Source organism: Sandaracinobacter sp., from assembly GCF_041909755.1.
GTDB lineage: Bacteria > Pseudomonadota > Alphaproteobacteria > Sphingomonadales > Sphingomonadaceae > Sandaracinobacteroides.
In genome coordinates this window covers 1-18,529 of record NZ_JAYRCW010000001.1, presented here as the reverse complement: position 1 = coordinate 18,529, position 18,529 = coordinate 1, and the positions used below count along the sequence as shown (strand labels likewise).

Sequence of the window (18,529 nt, the reverse complement as noted above, 5' to 3'; positions counted from 1 at the left end):
TAACCCGCGGGCCCCCGCGGCGGGGGGTCCCGGTGGGGGGGGCGCCCCGCGGGTTGGGGGGGGGGGCGCCCCGTTCCCGGTTCAGAAGCGATAGCTCGCGCCGAACAGGAAGCGCCGCCCATAGGATTCATAGTCACGGATCAGCCGGGTATCCGGAATGTCATAGGTCCGGAAGGGCTCGTTCGTCAGGTTGTAGGCCTGCGCCAGCAGGGAGAGGCCTTCCAGCGCGCTGCCTTCCTGGAACTCATAGCCGATCTGCGCATCCACGATCGTCTCGCCCTTGGCATAACGCCGCTGGTTCCCGCCGCCGAAGCCGCGCACTTCCGCCAGGAAGCTCGACCGATGGCGCACCGATCCGCGGACGGAGAAACCCGACCGCTCGAAATAGCCGGTCGCGTTCCACACATGCTTGGACAGGCCCGGCAGCGGCTGGGTGGAACCCGGCCCGTTCGGCTCGATGTTGCTTTCGGTGTAGGAGTAGCTGCCCTGCACGCCGAAGCCGTCCAGCGAGCTGGAGAAGACGTTGAACGGAAGCGAACCCGTCGCTTCAAGCCCATAGAGTTCGCCGCCATCTCCGTTCGACCAGATCCGCACAAAGCCTTCGCGCAGCACGGGCTCCGGCCCCGCCGTCACCGGGAAGCCGGTGAAGTCGAACAGCACATTCTGCTCGTAGATATAGGTCTTCAGCTTCTTGTAGTATCCAGCCAGAGAGACATAGGCCTCGCGGCTGAAATATTTCTCGAAGCTGATGTCGATCGAATCCGCGATCCAGGGCCGCAGCTTCGGATTGCCGCCATTGCCGGACCAGGGCGAATTGTTGACATCGGGCGAACCCGCAAGCCCCGGCGAGTAGTTGTAGTTGATGGAGGCGCGCATGTCGTCCATCCGTGCCCGCGCCATCTGGCGGCCAAGGCCCAGCCGCGCCACGAAGTCCGTCTCTGTGCGCAGCGCCAGGTTCAGCGTGGGCAGCGCATAGAGATAGCTCGCGCCGTCGGTGATCGGCGTGTTCGTCACGCCCGAACCGGTGCCGGACGAGGCAAGCCCGTTCGAGACCTGATCGGTGTTCACCAGCTGCACGCCGACATTGCCGGTCAGGCGGCTGGTGCCCAGCGGCGCGTCGATGTTCAGCTGCAGATAGCCCGTCAGCACATCCTCGCGCACCCGCCAGCCCTTGGTGGACACGTCGGCGTTGGGGTTGCGAACGCGGGTATAGATGCCGCTGTCCAGCAGGCCCTTCACATCATAGGCGATCGTTTCACCGATCCCCAGGAAGCCCATGTTGGCGCCGCTGTCATACAGGAACTCGCCCGGCACCGGCACGGATGTGATGCCGTTGGTGTTCGCGGCCAGGCCCAGGAAATATTCGTCGGGCGTCAGCCGCTTCACGCGGCCCGTATAGTTGAAACCGACCTCGACTGACCGGAAGGCCCCGCCCAGCTCCCGCTCCGCGCCGAAGCGCAGCGCCAGCAGCTCGTCCTTGATCCGGCGGTTGTTGTAGTAACCGTCCTGCCCGCCGTTGATGATGTTGCCGCCCCAGCCCTGCGGGCTGGTCAGCAGGATCAGCGCCGGATCGGCATAATCCAGCTGGTTGTCGAACACGACACCGCGGCCGACCATGTCGAAGCCCATGTTGTCGGTCGCGCCCAGCGGGCCGCGGCCGGTGCCGGAATAGGTTTCAACGTCCAGCGTCTTGCGGTCCACGCCCGAATAGCTGACGTCGATCTTCGCCTTCAGGATGTCGTTCCCGGCCTCGACATTCCAGCCGATGGCGAACAGGTCGGCATCGGTCTGCTTGATGTCGTTGCGGACAACGCCCTTCACGCCGTTGAACTGGCCGGATGTCACCAGCCCGTCATCCACGGCGAAGCCCGGCTGCAGCTGCGCGCCCGACCAGAACAGCGGCAGCTCCACGCCGCGCTTCACTTCGTCGTCCTTGAACTTCGAGTAGAAGACATCGAGCGTCGTGTGGAAATGCTCGCTCGGCTGCCATTCGAACGCACCCGACAGCGCCGTCCGCTCCAGCGTGGTGGACCGGGCATAGGGCTTCGTCCCGCCGATCACCACCGCGTCGGCGGTGGCGTTGGGATAGCCCCAGGCCTCGAACCGCTCGATCTGGGAGGGCTGGTTCAGGTGCGTGACGGACAGGGCGATGCCCATGGTGTCGTTCGCGAACTGGTCGATATAGGTGCCCGAGAAGCGATAGCCCCAGGTGTCGGAATCGGGGTTCAGCTTCTTCGCATCCAGCACCTCGGCCCGGGCGCTCAGCGCAACCGACGTCTTGCCGTGCGCCAGCGGGCGGATGGTGCGCAGGTCAACCGTGCCCGACAGGCCCGCGCCGATCAGGGCGGCAGATGGCGTCTTGAACACATTCACCTGCTGCATGATCTCGGACGGGAACTGGTCGAACTCGACGCCCCGGTTGTCGCTCGTCGTCACCTGCTCGCGGCCATTCAGCAGCGTGGTGGAGAAGTCCGGCGCAAGGCCCCGGATGCTCACATTCTGCGCCCGGCCGTCGAACCGCTGAGAGGTCAGGCCCGGAAGGCGCGAGATGGATTCCGCGATGGAGGTGTCGGGCAGCTTGCCGATATCCTCGGCAGAGATGCTCTCCACGATCATGTCGGAGCTTTTCTTCTCCGCGATCGCATTCGCGATGCTGGCGCGGAAGCCGGTGACGACGATGTCCTCATCGGCAGCGCCGGGCGCGGCCTGCGCGAACGCGGCAGACGCCACGGTCAGCGCGATGGCGCTGGCCGAAGCCTTCAGCAGCAGATGGCCGGAAACGAAGGCCGCGCGCGGCCTTTCGGAAAACCCTTGCATGTTACACTCCCCAATCCCGGGCGGCCGGCAGTCGCATCACCCCGGAATCGGGGCCGTCGCCGGTCCGCGCATCGATATTTCGATTGCCTGTGCATCTTCCGTTCGGGCACGTTCTGGTTCAAGAAATGCACATACGTATGCGAAATGCATCAGGAGAGGCCGTGTCCGTAAAGGTACAGCAGCCGGGGGAGGAACCAAAGGCGGAGCGGGGCACATCCCCCGCCCTCCGCCCCGAACGTGCGCCCACCTCGTTCGACATCGCCCACCTCGCCGGCGTCTCCCAGCCAACGGTCAGCCGGGCGCTGTCCGGATCGCCCATGGTGTCCGAAGCGACGCGCAAGCGCATCGAGGCGATCGCCCACCAGCTCAACTACAAGGTGGACAAGGCCGCCTCCTCCCTGCGGAAGCGCCGGTCCGACACCATCGCCCTCCTCTTCTTCGAGGATCCGACGGCGGATGAATCCCTCATCAACCCCTTCTTCGTCGCCATGCTCGGCTCGATCACCCGGGCGGCGAAGCGCGCGGGCTATGATCTCCTCGTCAGCTTCCAGCAGCTGTCAGACGACTGGCACAAGGATTTCGAGGACAGCCACAAGGCCGACGGCCTGATCCTGCTGGGCTATGGGGATTGGGAAACCTATCGCGAGCGTGTAACCCAGCTGTCGGCACAGGGCACCCACTTCGCCCGCTGGGGTTCGGTGGAGGCCGCCCCCGCGCTGAAGCGGCTCGGCACCACGATCGGCTCCGACAACCGCTCGGGCGGGCAGATGGCGGCGGCCCACCTCATCCGCCTGGGCCGCAGGCGCATCGCCTTCCTCGGCCACGCCTCCAGCCACTATCCCGAATTCCTCGCCCGTTTCGAAGGCGTCGCCGCCGCCCTGGCCGAAGCCGGGCTGCCCCCGCCGCTCCAGGCAGACGCCATCACCACGGAAGAAGCCGGCTCGGCCGCCATCCACGCCATTCTGGACAGCGGCGAACGGTTCGACGCCATCGTCGCCGCGTCGGATCTCATCGCCATCGGCGCCATGCGCGCGCTGGAAGAACGGGGCCTCGCCGTCCCGGCCGATGTCGCCGTCACCGGCTTCGACGACATCCCCGCCGCCGCCAGCACCCGCCCGCCGCTGACGACGGTCGTTCAGGATACGCAAAGGGCCGGGCAGATGCTGGTCGATGCGGTGCGGGCCCAGCTGGAAGGGCTGCCTGCGCCAGGCGCCATGCTGCCGACGCGTCTCGTCGTCCGCCGCTCCTGCGGGGCCGGCTGAGGGCGCACGCAGGCGGTTGTCAGCTGCCGCGAATCGCGCCAGCCTCGCGTACAGGCACGCGGCGTGCGCAGCGCCCGTGGGGAGGGAACAGGATCATGCAGGCGGGAACTGCGGGAACGGAAACTGGCAGGCGGGCGGAACGCCCGATCCTCGGCTTCTGGGGCCTCTGGAATCTCAGCTTCGGCTTTTTCGGCATCCAGGTCGGCTTCGCCCTGCAGAACGCCAATGTCAGCCGCATCTTCCAGTCGCTCGGCACCTCCATCGACGATCTCGCCTTCCTGTGGGTGGCGGGCCCGGTGACGGGCCTGCTGGTGCAGCCCGTGATCGGCTATTTCTCGGACCGGACATGGACCCCGCTTGGCCGCCGCCGCCCCTATTTCCTGGCAGGCGCAATCCTCGCCACCCTCGCCCTCCTCGGCATGCCCAATTCGCACGCCCTCTGGTTCGCGGCCGGCATGCTCTGGATTCTCGATGCCTCGCTCAACATCGCGATGGAACCCTTTCGCGCCTTCGTGGGCGATATGGTGAGCGAGAAGCAGCGGACAGCGGGATATGCGTTCCAGACCGTGTTCATCGGCGCCGGCGCCGTCGCCGCCAGCCTCGCGCCGGCGGTTCTCACTCATGTGTTCGGCGTCTCCAACGTCGCCCCTCCCGGTGAAATCCCGCCATCGGTCCGCCTCGCCTTCTACATCGGCGCGGGCGCGCTGCTGCTGGCCGTGCTGTGGACGGTGTTCACCACCCGCGAATATTCGCCGGATGAAATGCGCGCCTTCGAAGGCCATGCCGCCGCGCTTCCAGACGACGAACCGCTGGCCGCCCCCATCAACGGCTTCTGGTGGGCGACACTCGGCGCCATCGTCATCATCTGCGTCGCCCAGTTCCAGCTGGACAAGCCCGTCTACATCCTCGGCGCGGCGCTGCTTGCGTTCGGCGGCCTGCAGGAATTCACCCGCCGCCGCGCCCTCGCCGGGAAGCCCGCAGGCCCCGTCACGCGGATCATCTCGGATCTCAAGCTGATGCCGCCCGCGATGAAGCGGCTGGCGCTCGTCCAGTTCTTCACCTGGATCGCGCTGTTCATCATGTGGATCTACACCACCCCCATCGTCACCCGCTACATGTTCGGCGCCACCGACACCGCCAGCCGCGCCTACAACGATGGCGCAGACTGGGTGGGGGTGCTGTTCGGCATCTACAACGGCGTCGCCGCGATCTACGCCTTCGCCCTGCCCGGCATCGCGGCCCGCATCGGGCGGGTCAACACCCACATCCTCGGCCTTCTGGCCGGCGCGATCGGCTTCGGCCTGTTCCTGGTGGTGCGGGATCCGGATTGGCTGATCCTCTCCATGATCCTCGTCGGCATTGCCTGGGCCTCCATCCTCACCATGCCCTATGCGATCCTCTCGTCTGCCCTGCCGCAATCAAAACTCGGCGTGTTCATGGGCCTTTTCAATATCTTCATCGTGCTTCCTCAATTGCTGGTTTCAGCCGTCATGGGCAGCATCATGCACATCGCCTTCCCCGGCGAACCGATCTGGCTGATGGGCATCGCCAGTGCCGTACTGCTTCTGGCCGCCTGGGCGATGCGCAGCGTGCGGGACGGGCGCTGAAGGGGCCAGCCCGCCCCTGCCGAAGGCCAAGTGTTGCGGCCCGCGCCACCCTTGGGTAACAGGGCCCAACCCATTGGCGCGTCTCTCAACCTAAAGGCTTCCCACCCGTGGCTTCCGCCCCCTCCCATTCCCCGCTCGCCGCCCGCGAAGCGATGATCGACAGCCAGCTGAAGCCGTGCGGGGTGGTGAACCCGCGCACCTCGGCCGCCTTCTTCGCCGTCGCGCGCGAAGATTTCGTGGCGGAAGGGCGTCGTGGCCTCGCCTATGTCGATGCGGCCCAGCCGCTGGGCAACGGGCGGGAGCTTCTTTCGCCGCTCAGCCTCGGCCTGCTGGTTGAGGAAGCCCATGTCATGCCCGGCGAAACCGCGCTCGTCGTCGGGGCCGCCACCGGCTATTCAGCCGCGATCCTTGCCCATCTGGGCGCCCGCGTCACGGCGCTGGAAAGCGATCCCGCCCTCGCCGCCCGCGCCCGCGCCGCTCTGGCGGATACGGTTCGCGTGCAGGAAGGCCCGCTCGATGCCGGCGCCTCCTTCGGATCACCCTATGACTTGATCCTGATTGACGGGGGCGTGGAAATCGTGCCCGATACATTGATCGCCCAGCTGGCCGAGGGGGGCCGGATGGTCGCGATCGTCCATGGCAGCGATGGCGTCGGCCGCGCGTCGAAGGGTGTGAAGCGGGCGGGTGCCGTCCGTCTCGAACCCTTTGCCGAAGCGGCGGCCGCGATCCTGCCACCCTTCCGGAAGGCTCCGGCCTTCCAGTTCTGAAAGCCCCCTCATGCGTCGTCACATCCTGGTTTCGCTGCTTCTGCTCTCCACTGCTGCGCCATCCTCGGCTGAATCGCTGAAGGACGCGATCGCGCAGGCCTATTCCAACAACCCGGCGATCGCCGCCGCCCGCGCCCGCGTGCGGCAGGCTGACGAAGGCGTGCCCATCGCCGCCTCCGGCGCCCGCCCCGGCCTCGATCTCGGCGGCAGCTTCACGCAGAGCCTCAGCGACAGCTTCGCCGATCTCGGCCAGATCTGGACGGGCGGCATCACCCTGCGCCAGTCCATCTGGGAAGGGGGCCGCATCCGCGCCGGCATTTCCGCCGCCGAAGCCCGGATCGAGGCCAGCCGCCTGAACCTCGCCGCGCAGGAACAGGCCCTCATCACCGACACGGTGACGGCCTATGCCGATGTGCTGCGCACCCAGGAAATCGTGAAGCTGAACGAAAATCAGGTTCGCGTGCTGGAACAGGAACTGCGCGCCTCGAAGGACCGGTTCGACGTGGGGGATGTCACCCGCACCGATGTCGCCCAGTCCGAAGCGCGCCTCGCCGCCTCGCAGGCCACGCTGATCGCCGCGCGGGGCAACGCCGTATTCGCGCGCCAGGCCTATCAGCGCCTCGTCGGCCGCGCACCCGGCCAGCTGGAGCCGCTGCCGCCCCTGCCCCCGCTGCCGGAAAGCGAAGGCCAGGCGCTCGATCGCGCCGCCACGCTCAGCCCAGCCCTTGGTGCCGCCAAGGCCGGCGAAAAGGCGGCAGCCGATGATGTCCGCGCCGCAAAGGCGGGCCGCATGCCCTCCATCGGCGTGCAGGCGTCGGCCAACTACACCGAATATTCCAACTCGGCCTTCGGCGCCTCCGGCTTCGATCCGCGCGTCGGCGTCACTGCCGGCATGCCGCTGTTTTCGGGCGGCCTGATCGCCGCGCAGGTCCGTCAGGCGCAGGCCCGGCAGAGCGAGGCGCTGGAAACCATCAGCCTTACCGAACGGCAGGTGACAGAGGGCGTCTCCAACAGCTGGGCCCTGCTGCAGACGGCTGAAGCCACCATCACCGCCGCCAAGTCGCAGACCAGCGCCAACACGCTGGCCGCCGAAGGCGTGCGGCAGGAAAACATGGTCGGCAGCCGCGACATCCTCGATGTGCTGAACGCCGAACAGGAACTGCTGAACAGCCGCGTCCAGCTCGTGCAGGCCGAACGCGATCGCTATGTGGCCGCATACCAGCTGCTGGAATCGGTGGGCGCGGCAGACATTGCGCTGGAAGGCACCGGCGTGCAGAAATATGATGCAGCTGCGAACGCGAAGCGGGTGCGGGGCAAGGGCTGGCAGGAATTCGGCTATGATCCGAACCCATCCACCGATCGCGCCCGCAACACCGCCCCGCTGATGGGGCCGCAGCAATGATCGCCAGAACAGGATCAGGGGGCCGATGACCCGCAAGACGCTCGACCCGAACCTCGCCTCCATCCTGGATTCGATCCGCGCAACCGTCGGCGGCGAAGCCCCCGACCGCGCGGAACGGCAAGAGGATCAGGATCCGGTCGAGCCTGACGCGGACGAAGAGGCTGACCGGGAACCCAAGGCGCCCGCGCCAAAGGCGCGCGCCGCGAAGAAGGCCGCCGCCGCACCGGCAGCATCCGTCGCCCCGGCCGCACCCGCCGCCCTTCCGCCGGTCGCCGGCGGCCGCTCGGTCGAGGAGTTTCTGGCCGAGCTGATCCGCCCGCAGCTGGATGCCTGGCTGAAGGCGAACCTGCCGGAACTGATCCAGAAGATGGCGGCAGAGGAAATCGCGCGGCTCACAGGCCGAAAGTGAGCCCGCAGACGACAACGATCCTGCTGCTGGCGGGGTCGAACCTCATCATGAACCTCGCCTGGTATGGCCATCTGAAGTTCAAGGCCGCGCCGCTCGCGCTGGTCATCTTCGTGGCCTGGGGCATCGCCCTGTTCGAATATGCGCTGCAGGTGCCTGCAAACCGCATCGGCCATCAGGTCTATTCCGCGCCCCAGCTGAAGGGGATTCAGGAAACCCTCTCCATCCTCACCTTCTTCGTGGTGTCCACCCTGTGGCTGGGGGAAGGCGTCAGCCTGAAACAGCTTGTCGGCTTCGCGCTGATGATCGTGGCGGCGGTGCTGATCGTCGGCGACTAGCGGAACCGGCTTTCAGCCGCTAATCCCGCGCCCATGCTGGAAAAGACGTTCACGCCCTCGGCCATCGAAGCCAAATGCTATGCCCATTGGGAACAGCAGGGCCTGTTCCGCCCTGCCCGCCCGGATGCAGAGCCGTTCAGTATCGTGCTGCCGCCGCCCAACGTCACCGGCACGCTGCACATCGGCCATGCGCTGGATCAGACGCTGCAGGACATCCTGATCCGCTGGCAGCGGCTGAAGGGCAAGGACGCGCGCTGGATCGTCGGCACCGATCATGCCGGCATCGCCACACAGATGGTGGTGGAACGCACCATCGCCGGGCAGGGCCTCACCCGGCAGGGCCTCGGCCGCGAGGCATTCCTCGCCCATGTGTGGGACTGGAAGGAACAATCGGGCGGCGCCATCACCCGCCAGATGCGCCGTCTGGGCGCCAGCGCGGACTGGTCGAACGAACGCTTCACCATGGATGAAGGCTTCAACAAGGCCGTGGTGGAGGTGTTCGTGCGGCTGCACGAAGCGGGCCTCATCTATCGCGACAAACGCCTCGTGAACTGGGACCCGAAGTTTCAGACCGCCATTTCCGACCTCGAAGTCGAAACCCGCGAGGTGCAGGGCCATTTCTGGCACCTGCGCTATCCGCTGGCGGATGGCTCCGGCCATCTGGTGGTGGCCACCACGCGCCCCGAAACCATGCTGGGCGACACCGCCGTCGCCGTGAACCCGTCTGACGAGCGCTATGCCCATCTGATCGGGCAGATGATCGCCCACCCGCTGACGGGCCGCCAGATCCCCATCGTGGGCGATGACTGGGCAGACCCGGAACTCGGCTCCGGCTGCGTGAAGATCACCCCGGCGCATGATTTCAACGACTGGCAGGTCTATGACCGCCACAAGGAAATCGGCTGGATCAACATCCTTGATTCACAGGCAAATATCATCGATAGCAGCGACGTTCCGGAAGCCTATCGCGGGCTGGAGCGGTTCGAGGCGCGCAAGCGCATCGTCGCCGATCTGGATGCGCTGGGCCTGCTGGAGCGGGTGGAAGACAAGACAATCCAGACCCCCTACGGGGACCGCTCCGGCGTGGTGATCGAACCCTGGCTGACAGACCAATGGTATATCGACACCAGCAAGCTCGCGGTCGAGGCCCGCGAAGCCGTCACCGATGGCCGCACCAGCTTCGTGCCGAAGGCGTGGGAAAAGACCTATTTCAACTGGATGGACAACATCCAGCCCTGGTGCATTTCCCGCCAGCTCTGGTGGGGGCACCGCATCCCGGCATGGTTCACGCCGGATGGCACGCCCATCGTCGCCCGCAGCGAAGCCGAAGCCCGGGCGAAGGCCGGTGCAGGCGTGGCGCTGACGCAGGATGAAGACGTCCTCGACACCTGGTTCTCCTCCGGCCTCTGGCCTTTCGTCACCCTGGGCTGGCCTGAAAACACCGCGGATCTGAAGCGCTTCTATCCCGGCAGCGTGCTCGTCACCGGCTTCGACATCATCTTCTTCTGGGTCGCCCGGATGATGATGTTCGGGCTGGAGATCATGGACAAGGAACCGTTCGAAACGGTCTACATCCACGGCCTCGTGCGGGACTCCAAGGGCCAGAAGATGTCCAAGTCCAAGGGCAACACCGTCGATCCGCTGGAACTGATCGACCGCTACGGCGCGGATGCGCTGCGCTTCACAATGGCGGCCTCCGAAACGCAGGGCCGCGACGTGAAGTTCGATGAAAAGCGGGTGGAAGGCTATCGCAACTTCGCCACCAAGCTGTGGAACGCCGTCCGCTTCGCGCAGGCGCAGGGCATCACCGCAGGCGGCAGCGAAGCCCCCACGGCCACCCTGCCCGTCAACCGCTGGATCCTCGCGGAAACCGCGCAGGCCGCCGCAGACGCCGAAGCCGCGCTGTCGGCCTTCCGCTACGATCAATATGCGCTCGGCCTCTACCAGTTCGTCTGGAGCCGCTTCTGCGACTGGTATCTCGAACTCATCAAGCCGCTGCTGGCCGAAGGCGGCGCAGCGGCAGACGAAACAAGGGCCGTCGCGGGCTGGGTGATCGACCGGATGCTGATCCTGCTGCACCCGGTGATGCCCTTCATTACCGAGGAACTGTGGCACGCCCAGGGAGCCCGTGCGCACGACCTGATCGTGGCCGAATGGCCCGCCCTGACCGCAGCGCCGGATGCCGCCAGCGCCGAAATCGGCTGGCTCATCGATCTCGTCTCGGCGATCCGCTCGGCCCGCACCGAACTGAACGTGCCGCCCGCCGCCAAACTGGTGCTGCACGCCACCGAGGCAGACGATGCGCTCAAGGCCCGCCTGCAAGGCCAGCTCCCCGCGCTCGAACGCCTCGCCCGCATCGAAAGCCTGTCGTTCGAGGCCCCGCCCGCCGGCGGCTCTGCACAGATCGTCGTCGAAGGCTGCACCTACGCCCTGCCACTTGCAGGCGTGATCGATCTCGCCGCCGAACGCGCGCGCCTGCTGAAGGCCGCCGAGCAGGCCGAAAAGGAAGCCGCCGCGCTCGGCGGCCGCCTCTCCAACCCCGGCTTCGTGGAACGCGCCAAGCCGGAGGCGATCGAAAAGGCCCGCGAAGATCACGCCGCCCGCACCTCCGAAGCGGACCGGCTCCGCGCGGCGCTGGCTCGGCTGGGGTAGGGGAACCCTCCCCTACGCCTCCGGCAGCGGCGGCGGCGCCGTCTCCATCCGTGGCGGCGGCGGCGCGTGGCGCACCAGCAGCAGGTACATCACCGGCGTCACGATCCGGCTGAGCAGCGTGGAAGAAATCAGCCCGCCGATAATCACCCAGGCCAGCGGCGAATAAAGCCCTGAGCCTGAAAGCGCGAGCGGCAGCAGCGCCAGCACGGCGGTCACGCTGGTCAGCAGCACCGGCAGGAAGCGCACTTCGCCGGCCCGTTCGATCGCCTCGCGCAGCTCCACCCCCTGCTGGCGCAGCTGGGTGGTGAAATCCACCAGCAGGATCGAATTCTTGATCTCGATCCCGATCAGCGCCACGAAGCCGATGATGGCGGTGAAGCTGATGGAATTGCCCGTCAGCCACAGCGCGATCAGCCCGCCGAACATGCCCAGCGGCACCACGCCCGCCACCACGATCGTTTCGCGGAAGCGGCCGAATTCCAGCACCAGCACACCAAAGATGGAAAAGGCCACGAACAGGATCACGCCGCCCAGCCCGCTGAAGCTTTCCTCTTCCTCGGCCGCCTCGCCGCCCAGCACAAAGCCATAGCCCGGCGGCAACTTCATCGCGTTCAGCCGGCGGCCCACCTCGTCATTCACCTTCGAGGTGAGGTTGCCTTCGGCCACATAAGAGGTCAGGCCCACGCTGCGCTGCTGTCCGAAGCGATCGATGGAGGCCGGCCCGCCGGTCAACCGCGGCGCGGCGATCGCAGGCAGCGGAACGGCATCGCCCGCAGCCGTCGGCACGAACACCCGCTCCAGCGCGGAAACATCCTGCAACGCCCCCAGCCGTTCACCCGGGGCAACGCCGGTGAACGCCGGCTGCGGTAGCCGCACCACCACGTCATAGCTGTCGCCTTCCGCGTCGCGGTACCGACCCGCCGCTTCGCCCGCCAGCGCCAGCCGCGTCACCCGCCGCGCATTGGCGGGCGCAACGCCCAGCAGCGCGGCCTTGTCGGCATCCAGCCCCAGGTCCAGGTCCAGCCGCTCGAACGCCAGCGGGTTGCGCACGTCGCGCGTGCCCGGCACTGCCCGCATCACCGCTTCGGCTTCCAGCGAATATTTGCGCAGCTGCTCAATGTCAGGCCCGGTCAGGAACCACTGGATCGGCGCATCGATGGGCGCCCCGTTCTGATAGGGGTTCAGCTGGATCCGCGCCTCGGGCCAGGTCGCGAACTTCTCGCGCAGCCGGGCATACAGCGCCGGCGTCTCCACCGGATGCCATTCCTTCAGCGTTCCGGCCACCATGCCGATGTTGGATTGCTGGCTGACTTCGGCCTTGTTGTAGAAGATCTGCGGATTGCCCCGGCCCACGTTCGCCATCCGGTTTTCCACCATCGGCTCGGCGGCCAGCGCCTGTTCCACAAAGGCGACGGCGCGCTCCGTGGCGGCGGTATCCATGCCCTTTCCGGCTTCGATCTCAACCTGGAAATAGGGCGCATCGGCGGGCGGGAACAGGCTGGTGCCCAACACCGGTATCAGCCCCAGCGCCGCAATGCACAGCGCCGTCGCGGCCAGGAATGTGGTGCGCGGGTTTTCCAGCGCCCGGTGCAGGATCGGCGCATAAAAACGCTGGATGCCGCCATCCACCGCCTGAAGGATGCTGTTTCCGTGCGGGTCGCTGTCTTTCGGCAACAGGCGCGAGGCCAGGAAGGGGATGATCGTCAGCGAAACCAGAAGCGACGCGATCACGGTGGACATCACCGCGATCGGCAGCCCCCGGATGAACATGCCGGCCCCGCCCGGCAGCGCCGTCAGCGGCAGGAAGGCCAGCACGATCACCGCCGTGCAGCCCACCACCGCCACCGCGATCTGCTGCGTGCCCGCCAGCGCCGCCGCCGTCCGCGAATAACCCATGCGCAGATGGCGGGAGATATTCTCCACCACCACGATCGAATCATCCACTAGGATGCCCAGCGCCACGATGAAGCCCGTGATCACCAGCTGGTTCAGCGTGAACCCCGAAACCAGCATCACAAACATGCCGATCGCCAGGCTCAGCGGCACGGACACCATCACCACCAGCGACGCGCGCGGCCCCAGCGGCAGCAAGGTCAGCAACACCAGCGCCAGCGCCAGCCCGAAATCGCGCGCCAGCAGGGCCAGCTTGCGCTTCACGTCCAGCGACTGGTCGAACGCCAGCTCCAGCTTCATGTCGGGCGGCAGGGTCTTCGCATAGGCGGCAGCGGTCGCCGTCAGCGCCCGCTCCACGTCCAGCACGTTCACGCCGTCCTTCTGCGTCGCGGTCACCCAGATCGCGCGCTTGCCGTTGAAGCGCGTCGCGTGGGTCCGTTCCGCTGTCGCCCATTCCACGCTGGCAATATCGCCCACCCGCACCACACGCCCGTTCACCGCGCGCAGCGGCACGGCCTTCACCTCGTCCACGCTGCGGAACGCGCCGCCCGCTTTCAGGTTCAGCCGCTGGTCGCCAGACCGAACCGGCCCCGGCGGCGTATCGGTTCCGCCCACGCGCAGCGCATCCGTCACCTGCGTCACCGGAATCCCCAGCTCCGCCAGCCGCCCCAGGTCCACCGACACCCGCATTTCGGGCTTCGGCACCCCCCACACGGTGGCCACCCGAACGCCCGGCTGGCGCTGGAAGGCCTCCTTCAGGTCCTTCCCCACCTTTTCCATGCGCCGCCAGGATGCCGTGTCCGACACGATGGCATATTGCGCCACCACTGCCTCGGTCGTGCGAAAGCGGCGGAATTCCAGCCGCTGGATGCCGGTCGGCAGATTGGCGCGAATGGCGTTCACCTCGCGCACCACCTCGTCGAAGTTCCGGTCCGGGTCGGAACCCCACAGGAACTGCGCGGTGATCACCGCCTGCCCGTCCAGAGAGCTCGATTCGATCTTGTCGATGGCGTCCAGACCGGCAACCGCATCCTCGATCGGCTTCGTCACCGTCTGTTCGATGTCGGCGGGGTCAGCGCCCGGCAGGATCGCCAGGATCAGCACGAAGGGCGCCTTGAACGTGGGGTCCACCGAACGCGGAATGGTCATGAACGCCTGCGCGCCCAGCGCCGCGATCAGGCTGAACAGCACCAGCGTCACCTGCCAGCGGTGAACGGCGAAGGCGATCAGGCTGTTCAGCATGCGGCGGTCAACGCGCCTCCGCCTGAACCACCTTCACCGCCTGTCCTTCAGACAAGCGGTCAACGCCTGCGGCCACAATGCGGTCGCCGCGCGCCAGGCCAGACAGGATCTCCACCCCGTCATCCGAAACCCGGCCCAGCCGAACCATTTGCGCCCCCACCTTCCGGCTGGCCGGATCATAGCGCCACACAAACCCTTCGTCGGCCCGGGCGGAAAACAGCGCAGTCGCCGGAATCGCCAGCCCGGCGGCCGCTGCCCCCGCCCCGCTCAGCACGACATCGGCGATCAGGCCCGATCGCAGCGCCGGGTCTGCGGGCAGTGCAAACTCCACCTGGAAGGTGCCGGTCGCGGGATCGGCCCGCCCGGCGATTTCGATGATGCGCGCCTTCATCGGCGGGGCCGCACCATCGCGGAACGTCACATCGGCCACATCCCCCGCCGCAAGCCCGGCAACCCGCCCGGCCGGCAGCGGCACGCGCACCACGAACCCGCTCGAAAACTCGCCCAGCGTCAGCACCGGCGAACCGGCGGCAACCGTCTGCCCGGGCTCCGCCAGCCGCGCCAGGATCACCCCGCCCGCAGGCGCCGTTATGGTCGAAAAGCGCTGGCTGAACTGCGCCCCGCTCAGCTCCGCCCGCGCCGCCTCGGCAGAGGCCACCGCGGATTCGACCCGCGCGGCGGAAACCCAGCCCCGCGCCGCCAGTTCGCGCTGGCGCCGCAGCTCCGCATCGGCCTGCCGGCTCCGCGCCGCAGCTGCCTGCGCCTGCGCATCGATCGCCACCCGGTCAAGCGACGCCAGCATCTGGCCCGCGCGCACGCGGTCGCCTTCCCGCACCTGCACCGTGCGCACCCGCCCGTCATTCACGAATGCCAGCGGCGTTTCCCGCCGCAGCCGCACAGTCCCGGTCGCATGGGTGTCCAGCGCCATCCCGGCCGTTCCCACCCGATGCAGCGATACCGGCAGCGCCGGCGGCGCAGGGGCCGTCTCGGGCGCCCCGTCGCAGGCGGAAATTGCGATGCCCGCCAACCCGGCCAGCAGCAGGCCCCGCCATCCGCCGCGCACCCGGCCCTCGCCCCCATGCCCCCGTTCAAGCCGTCGCAAGCCCGTGTCCATCCTCAGCAGCCGTGCCGCCCGGATTTGGGCAGGACTCAGTTTCTAACCCGGCCAAAGACGGCGCACCAGCAGAATCTGAGCGACACTCGAAAAAGACGGATATCCGCAGAGGCATCCACAGGATTTCTCCTATGGATGCCCGGCAATGCTTGCGTCGAATTCCTATTCCTCTATGGTCAGCGCATCCAGGCGGAGGCTAAGCGACATGCGCCCCCCATCACGTTCGACCCGGCCTGTCTCGCTCGTCTGCAGGTCGGCCAGGAAATGCCCCGTCAGCCCGGTGCAGGCGGCATCGTCCCAGTCCGCCATCTCCTGCGCCAGCGCCAGAACGGCGGCGCTGTCGCCCTCCAGCCGGATGTCGACGCTGTGGCGCAATCCGGAAAAGGTCAGGCTCGCCCAGGGCGTTTCCCCGAAATCCTCGATCACCAGCAGGGGTTCGCCCCCCTCCCCGCCCTCACCCGCCGGCAGGCCGCCGGCCCGCGCCCGGATCGCACGCAGAAGGCCGGCGGATACATGCGACAGCCCTGCCCGCATCAGCCCCGCCTCCAGCCCGTGCGCGGCGCCGCAGGCTGATCCGGCAGGCTTCCCATCACCTGCGCGATATGGCGCTTCACCCGCTCTTCCACGCGCCGCCCGGGCTGCCGGCCCCGGCGCAGGTCATGCACCAGGCGCGGGTCTTTCACGCTGTCCCGCCCGAAGCGGGATGGCGGCACCTGGGAAAGTCTCAGGCAGGTCTCGATCGCATGCAGCAACGACATGAACGGAATCCTCCACATGTCGACCCTGTATCGATCCGGCCGAACTGCCCGGAGGCCCCACCGCCATCCGAATCGATGCGGATGATCCTGATTGTGAATTTCCTACTAGTCTAGGTATAAACTTATGGTAAATAGGAATACCCGCCCCATACCGGAGGAACGATTGCAACTGTCCGACCAGGCGATCCGCGAGCGGCTTGACGACCTGATCCGGAACTCCGGCCAGGGCTATGCGGAAATCTCCCGCCTGCTGGGCCGCAATGCGGCCTATGTGCAGCAGTTCATCCGGCGCGGCGTGCCCCGCCGGCTGGGGGAAATCGAACGGCGAATCCTGGCCGATCACTTCGGTGTTCCCGAAAGCCTGCTCGGCGGCCCGCCCGCGCAATCGCGTCTGCAACCGGAACCAGCCGGGCACAGCATGATCGAGATCGGCTATATCGGCGGCTCAGCCCCCGGCCTCTCGCTGGACAGGCGGCTGATCCCCACCATCGGGCCTGACCGCGCGGCCGGGCTTGCTGCCCATGTGGTGGATGGCGATTCGATGGCCCCCACCCTGATCGCGGGCGATCACCTGCTGGTGGACCGGGCGGATGCCACGCCGGCGCGCGACGGGCTCTATCTGATCGAGACCGATTCGGGGCCGCTTGCCCGGCGTCTCGCCGTCAATCCGGTCAGCCGCCGCGTCTCCATCCTGTCGGACAACGCCGCCTACCCCTCCTATCCGGATTGCGACCCGGCCGCGGTTCGCGTGCTGGGCCGGATCCTGTGGGTGGCTCGTCCGCTGGCCTGATCCTTTCGGGGCCGTTCCGCCCGCTCAGCGGCGACGTGACAGCTGCAACCCCAGCGCCAGCAATCCGCCCGCGCCCAGCCCGATCACCGTTCCGGCCGAAGGCTGGCCGATCGACAGGCCCACCGCCAGGCCCGCGATCAGGCCCAGGAACAGGAACACGCCATATCCATAGTCGCGCATCGGGAACCCTGCTGTCAGGAAGACCGGAAGGGAAGTGGGGCGACCGACGGGTCTCGAACCCGCAACCTCCGGTACCACAAACCGGCGCTCTAACCAATTGAGCTACGGTCGCCACAAGAAGCCGCCGGACATCCCGGCGGGAAGGTCGAGGCCCATAGGGCGAGGAGCGCCCGGCCGTCAAGCAGATGCAGGCCCTCCCCCTGCCCTTTCAGGGCCGATGATCGAATTGCTGCACCAGAAAGGCGCGCAACCGTTCCGCAGCGCGCCCGGCGTCAGGGCGCACGGCCAGCCAGGCGATCGCGTCGGGCAACGCGGGCAGCCCCTCCGCCTCTGCCAGCCGGTGCAGGCCGGATGGCAGCGCCCCACGCGGCAGCAGCCCGATCCCCAGCCCGGCCCCCACGGCCGCCTTCATCGTCCACCGCGATCCCGCCTCGAACGCCAGCATCCATCGAACCCCGGCCGCATCCAGCGCCGCCACCGCCGCCGCGCGCGCGGGATCATCCGGCGGGGGCAGCACCAGCGGCAGGGGCAACCCCGCCGCGTTCAGCGGCTGCACCGGCTCGGCCCCTTCGGCCACGCACCAGATCAGCGCCTCGCACATCAGTTCGTCGCCGTCCTGCGGCGTCGCGCCCACATGGATCCCGATCGAAAGGTCTGGCGCGGGCCCGTCCGCCGGCGGCCCGGTTTCCACGCGCAGCCGCACCAGCGGAAAGGCGCGCTGGAAACGGGCAAGCACAAGCGCCAGATGCTGCCCGGCAAATCCGTCGGGTGCCCGCAACCGCACCTCGCCGTCCACGTCCGGCTCCACCATGCGCCCCACCAGCTCGTCGTTCGCCGCCAGGATGCGCCGCGCATAGCCCAGCAGCACGACGCCCGCCTCAGTCGGCTCCACGCCGCGCCCGCCCCGCTCGAACAGCCGCGTCTCCAGCTGCTCTTCCAGCCGTTTCATCTGCAGGCTGATGGCGGATTGGGTGCGGGTCACGCGGGCGGCGGCCCTGGTGAAGCTTTTCGATTCAATGATCGTCACGAAACTGCGCAACAGGTCCATGTCGATATTGCGCTGATGCGGCATCGATACTCTCCACATGGGCCGCAACGCGAATCGGCAGCCGCCCGGCTCCTGAACAAGCCGCGATTCGCGGCCCTTTCAAGCCTCAGGAGGCGTGATACCCAGTGGAATTGAAATGATTCATGTCATGCCCGGCCCGATTTTCCGCCGGGCATCACATCCAATGCGCGTCTCTACTTGCCGACATTATAGGCAAGGCTGGCGTCATCCAGCTGGAAGCCCACAAGCACTT

15 protein-coding genes and 1 tRNA gene are annotated in these 18,529 nt (G+C 67.4%); 8 read left to right on the top strand and 8 right to left on the bottom strand.

What is annotated here, in order from left to right; all coding sequences use genetic code 11:
- Positions 1-81: 81 nt before the first annotated feature.
- On the bottom strand, positions 82-2,817 hold the full coding sequence (locus ACE3O8_RS00080; RefSeq protein WP_374385469.1) for a TonB-dependent receptor: 2,736 nt from the start codon (positions 2,815-2,817) through the stop codon (positions 82-84).
- 257 nt (positions 2,818-3,074) lie between these two features.
- Here ACE3O8_RS00080 and ACE3O8_RS00075 point away from each other — a divergent pair, with 257 nt between their 5' ends.
- From ACE3O8_RS00075 to ACE3O8_RS00045, 7 genes are all read left to right on the top strand, one after another.
- Positions 3,075-4,079, top strand: coding sequence for a substrate-binding domain-containing protein (locus ACE3O8_RS00075; RefSeq protein ID WP_374385600.1), 1,005 nt, complete (start codon positions 3,075-3,077; stop codon positions 4,077-4,079).
- A 95-nt stretch (positions 4,080-4,174) separates the two neighbouring features.
- Positions 4,175-5,686: an MFS transporter gene (locus ACE3O8_RS00070; RefSeq protein ID WP_374385468.1), complete on the top strand. Its 1,512-nt coding sequence runs from the start codon at positions 4,175-4,177 to the stop codon at positions 5,684-5,686.
- A gap of 107 nt (positions 5,687-5,793) precedes the next feature.
- Positions 5,794-6,453 carry a protein-L-isoaspartate O-methyltransferase gene (locus tag ACE3O8_RS00065; protein ID WP_374385467.1) on the top strand — a complete coding sequence of 220 codons (660 nt, stop codon included), beginning with the start codon at positions 5,794-5,796 and terminating at the stop codon, positions 6,451-6,453.
- A 10-nt stretch (positions 6,454-6,463) separates the two neighbouring features.
- Positions 6,464-7,855, top strand: a complete 1,392-nt coding sequence (locus ACE3O8_RS00060; RefSeq protein ID WP_374385465.1) for a TolC family outer membrane protein — start codon at positions 6,464-6,466, stop codon at positions 7,853-7,855.
- A gap of 25 nt (positions 7,856-7,880) precedes the next feature.
- Positions 7,881-8,264, top strand: a complete 384-nt coding sequence (locus tag ACE3O8_RS00055) for a DUF2497 domain-containing protein (RefSeq protein ID WP_374385464.1) — start codon at positions 7,881-7,883, stop codon at positions 8,262-8,264.
- Positions 8,261-8,599: a DMT family protein gene (locus ACE3O8_RS00050; RefSeq protein WP_374385463.1), complete on the top strand. Its 339-nt coding sequence runs from the start codon at positions 8,261-8,263 to the stop codon at positions 8,597-8,599. Before ACE3O8_RS00055 ends, ACE3O8_RS00050 begins: the two co-directional genes overlap by 4 nt.
- 33 nt (positions 8,600-8,632) lie before the next feature.
- Positions 8,633-11,251 carry a valine--tRNA ligase gene (locus ACE3O8_RS00045; protein WP_374385461.1) on the top strand — a complete coding sequence of 873 codons (2,619 nt, stop codon included), beginning with the start codon at positions 8,633-8,635 and terminating at the stop codon, positions 11,249-11,251.
- 12 nt (positions 11,252-11,263) lie between these two features.
- On the opposite strand, the gene ACE3O8_RS00040 is transcribed toward ACE3O8_RS00045, so the two are convergent.
- From ACE3O8_RS00040 to ACE3O8_RS00025, 4 genes are all read right to left on the bottom strand, one after another.
- On the bottom strand, positions 11,264-14,386 hold the full coding sequence (locus ACE3O8_RS00040) for an efflux RND transporter permease subunit (protein WP_374385459.1): 3,123 nt from the start codon (positions 14,384-14,386) through the stop codon (positions 11,264-11,266).
- Between the two features lie 7 nt (positions 14,387-14,393).
- Positions 14,394-15,488, bottom strand: a complete 1,095-nt coding sequence (locus ACE3O8_RS00035) for an efflux RND transporter periplasmic adaptor subunit (protein WP_374385457.1) — start codon at positions 15,486-15,488, stop codon at positions 14,394-14,396.
- Between the two features lie 174 nt (positions 15,489-15,662).
- Positions 15,663-16,034, bottom strand: coding sequence for a hypothetical protein (locus ACE3O8_RS00030; protein WP_374385455.1), 372 nt, complete (start codon positions 16,032-16,034; stop codon positions 15,663-15,665).
- Positions 16,034-16,258 carry a hypothetical protein gene (locus tag ACE3O8_RS00025; RefSeq protein WP_374385453.1) on the bottom strand — a complete coding sequence of 75 codons (225 nt, stop codon included), beginning with the start codon at positions 16,256-16,258 and terminating at the stop codon, positions 16,034-16,036. Before ACE3O8_RS00025 ends, ACE3O8_RS00030 begins: the two co-directional genes overlap by 1 nt.
- Positions 16,259-16,421: 163 nt before the next feature.
- Between ACE3O8_RS00025 and ACE3O8_RS00020 the strand changes: the two genes are divergently transcribed.
- Positions 16,422-17,048, top strand: coding sequence for a helix-turn-helix transcriptional regulator (locus ACE3O8_RS00020; protein ID WP_374385451.1), 627 nt, complete (start codon positions 16,422-16,424; stop codon positions 17,046-17,048).
- Between the two features lie 24 nt (positions 17,049-17,072).
- Here the strand turns inward: ACE3O8_RS00020 and ACE3O8_RS00015 are convergent, their stop codons facing one another.
- The 3 genes from ACE3O8_RS00015 to ACE3O8_RS00005 all read right to left on the bottom strand — a co-directional run bounded on the left by ACE3O8_RS00015 (position 17,073) and on the right by ACE3O8_RS00005 (position 18,300).
- Entirely contained in the window at positions 17,073-17,228 is a 156-nt protein-coding gene (locus ACE3O8_RS00015; protein ID WP_374385448.1) for a hypothetical protein, read from the bottom strand.
- A 35-nt stretch (positions 17,229-17,263) separates the two neighbouring features.
- Positions 17,264-17,340: transfer RNA gene (locus ACE3O8_RS00010), tRNA-His, on the bottom strand.
- A 96-nt stretch (positions 17,341-17,436) separates the two neighbouring features.
- Entirely contained in the window at positions 17,437-18,300 is an 864-nt protein-coding gene (locus tag ACE3O8_RS00005; RefSeq protein WP_374385446.1) for a LysR family transcriptional regulator, read from the bottom strand.
- Positions 18,301-18,529: the final 229 nt, after the last annotated feature.

Bases quoted from the DNA above. Each gene is read 5' to 3' on its own strand.
- ACE3O8_RS00080 (WP_374385469.1), bottom strand. From the start codon at position 2,817: ATGCAAGGGTTTTCCGAAAGGCCGCGCGCGGCCTTCGTTTCCGGCCAT.
- ACE3O8_RS00005 (WP_374385446.1), bottom strand. From the start codon at position 18,300: ATGCCGCATCAGCGCAATATCGACATGGACCTGTTGCGCAGTTTCGTG.
- ACE3O8_RS00040 (WP_374385459.1), bottom strand. From the start codon at position 14,386: ATGCTGAACAGCCTGATCGCCTTCGCCGTTCACCGCTGGCAGGTGACG.
- ACE3O8_RS00025 (WP_374385453.1), bottom strand. From the start codon at position 16,258: ATGTCGTTGCTGCATGCGATCGAGACCTGCCTGAGACTTTCCCAGGTG.
- ACE3O8_RS00045 (WP_374385461.1), top strand. From the start codon at position 8,633: ATGCTGGAAAAGACGTTCACGCCCTCGGCCATCGAAGCCAAATGCTAT.
- ACE3O8_RS00030 (WP_374385455.1), bottom strand. From the start codon at position 16,034: ATGCGGGCAGGGCTGTCGCATGTATCCGCCGGCCTTCTGCGTGCGATC.
- ACE3O8_RS00060 (WP_374385465.1), top strand. From the start codon at position 6,464: ATGCGTCGTCACATCCTGGTTTCGCTGCTTCTGCTCTCCACTGCTGCG.
- ACE3O8_RS00070 (WP_374385468.1), top strand. From the start codon at position 4,175: ATGCAGGCGGGAACTGCGGGAACGGAAACTGGCAGGCGGGCGGAACGC.
- ACE3O8_RS00015 (WP_374385448.1), bottom strand. From the start codon at position 17,228: ATGCGCGACTATGGATATGGCGTGTTCCTGTTCCTGGGCCTGATCGCG.
- ACE3O8_RS00055 (WP_374385464.1), top strand. From the start codon at position 7,881: ATGACCCGCAAGACGCTCGACCCGAACCTCGCCTCCATCCTGGATTCG.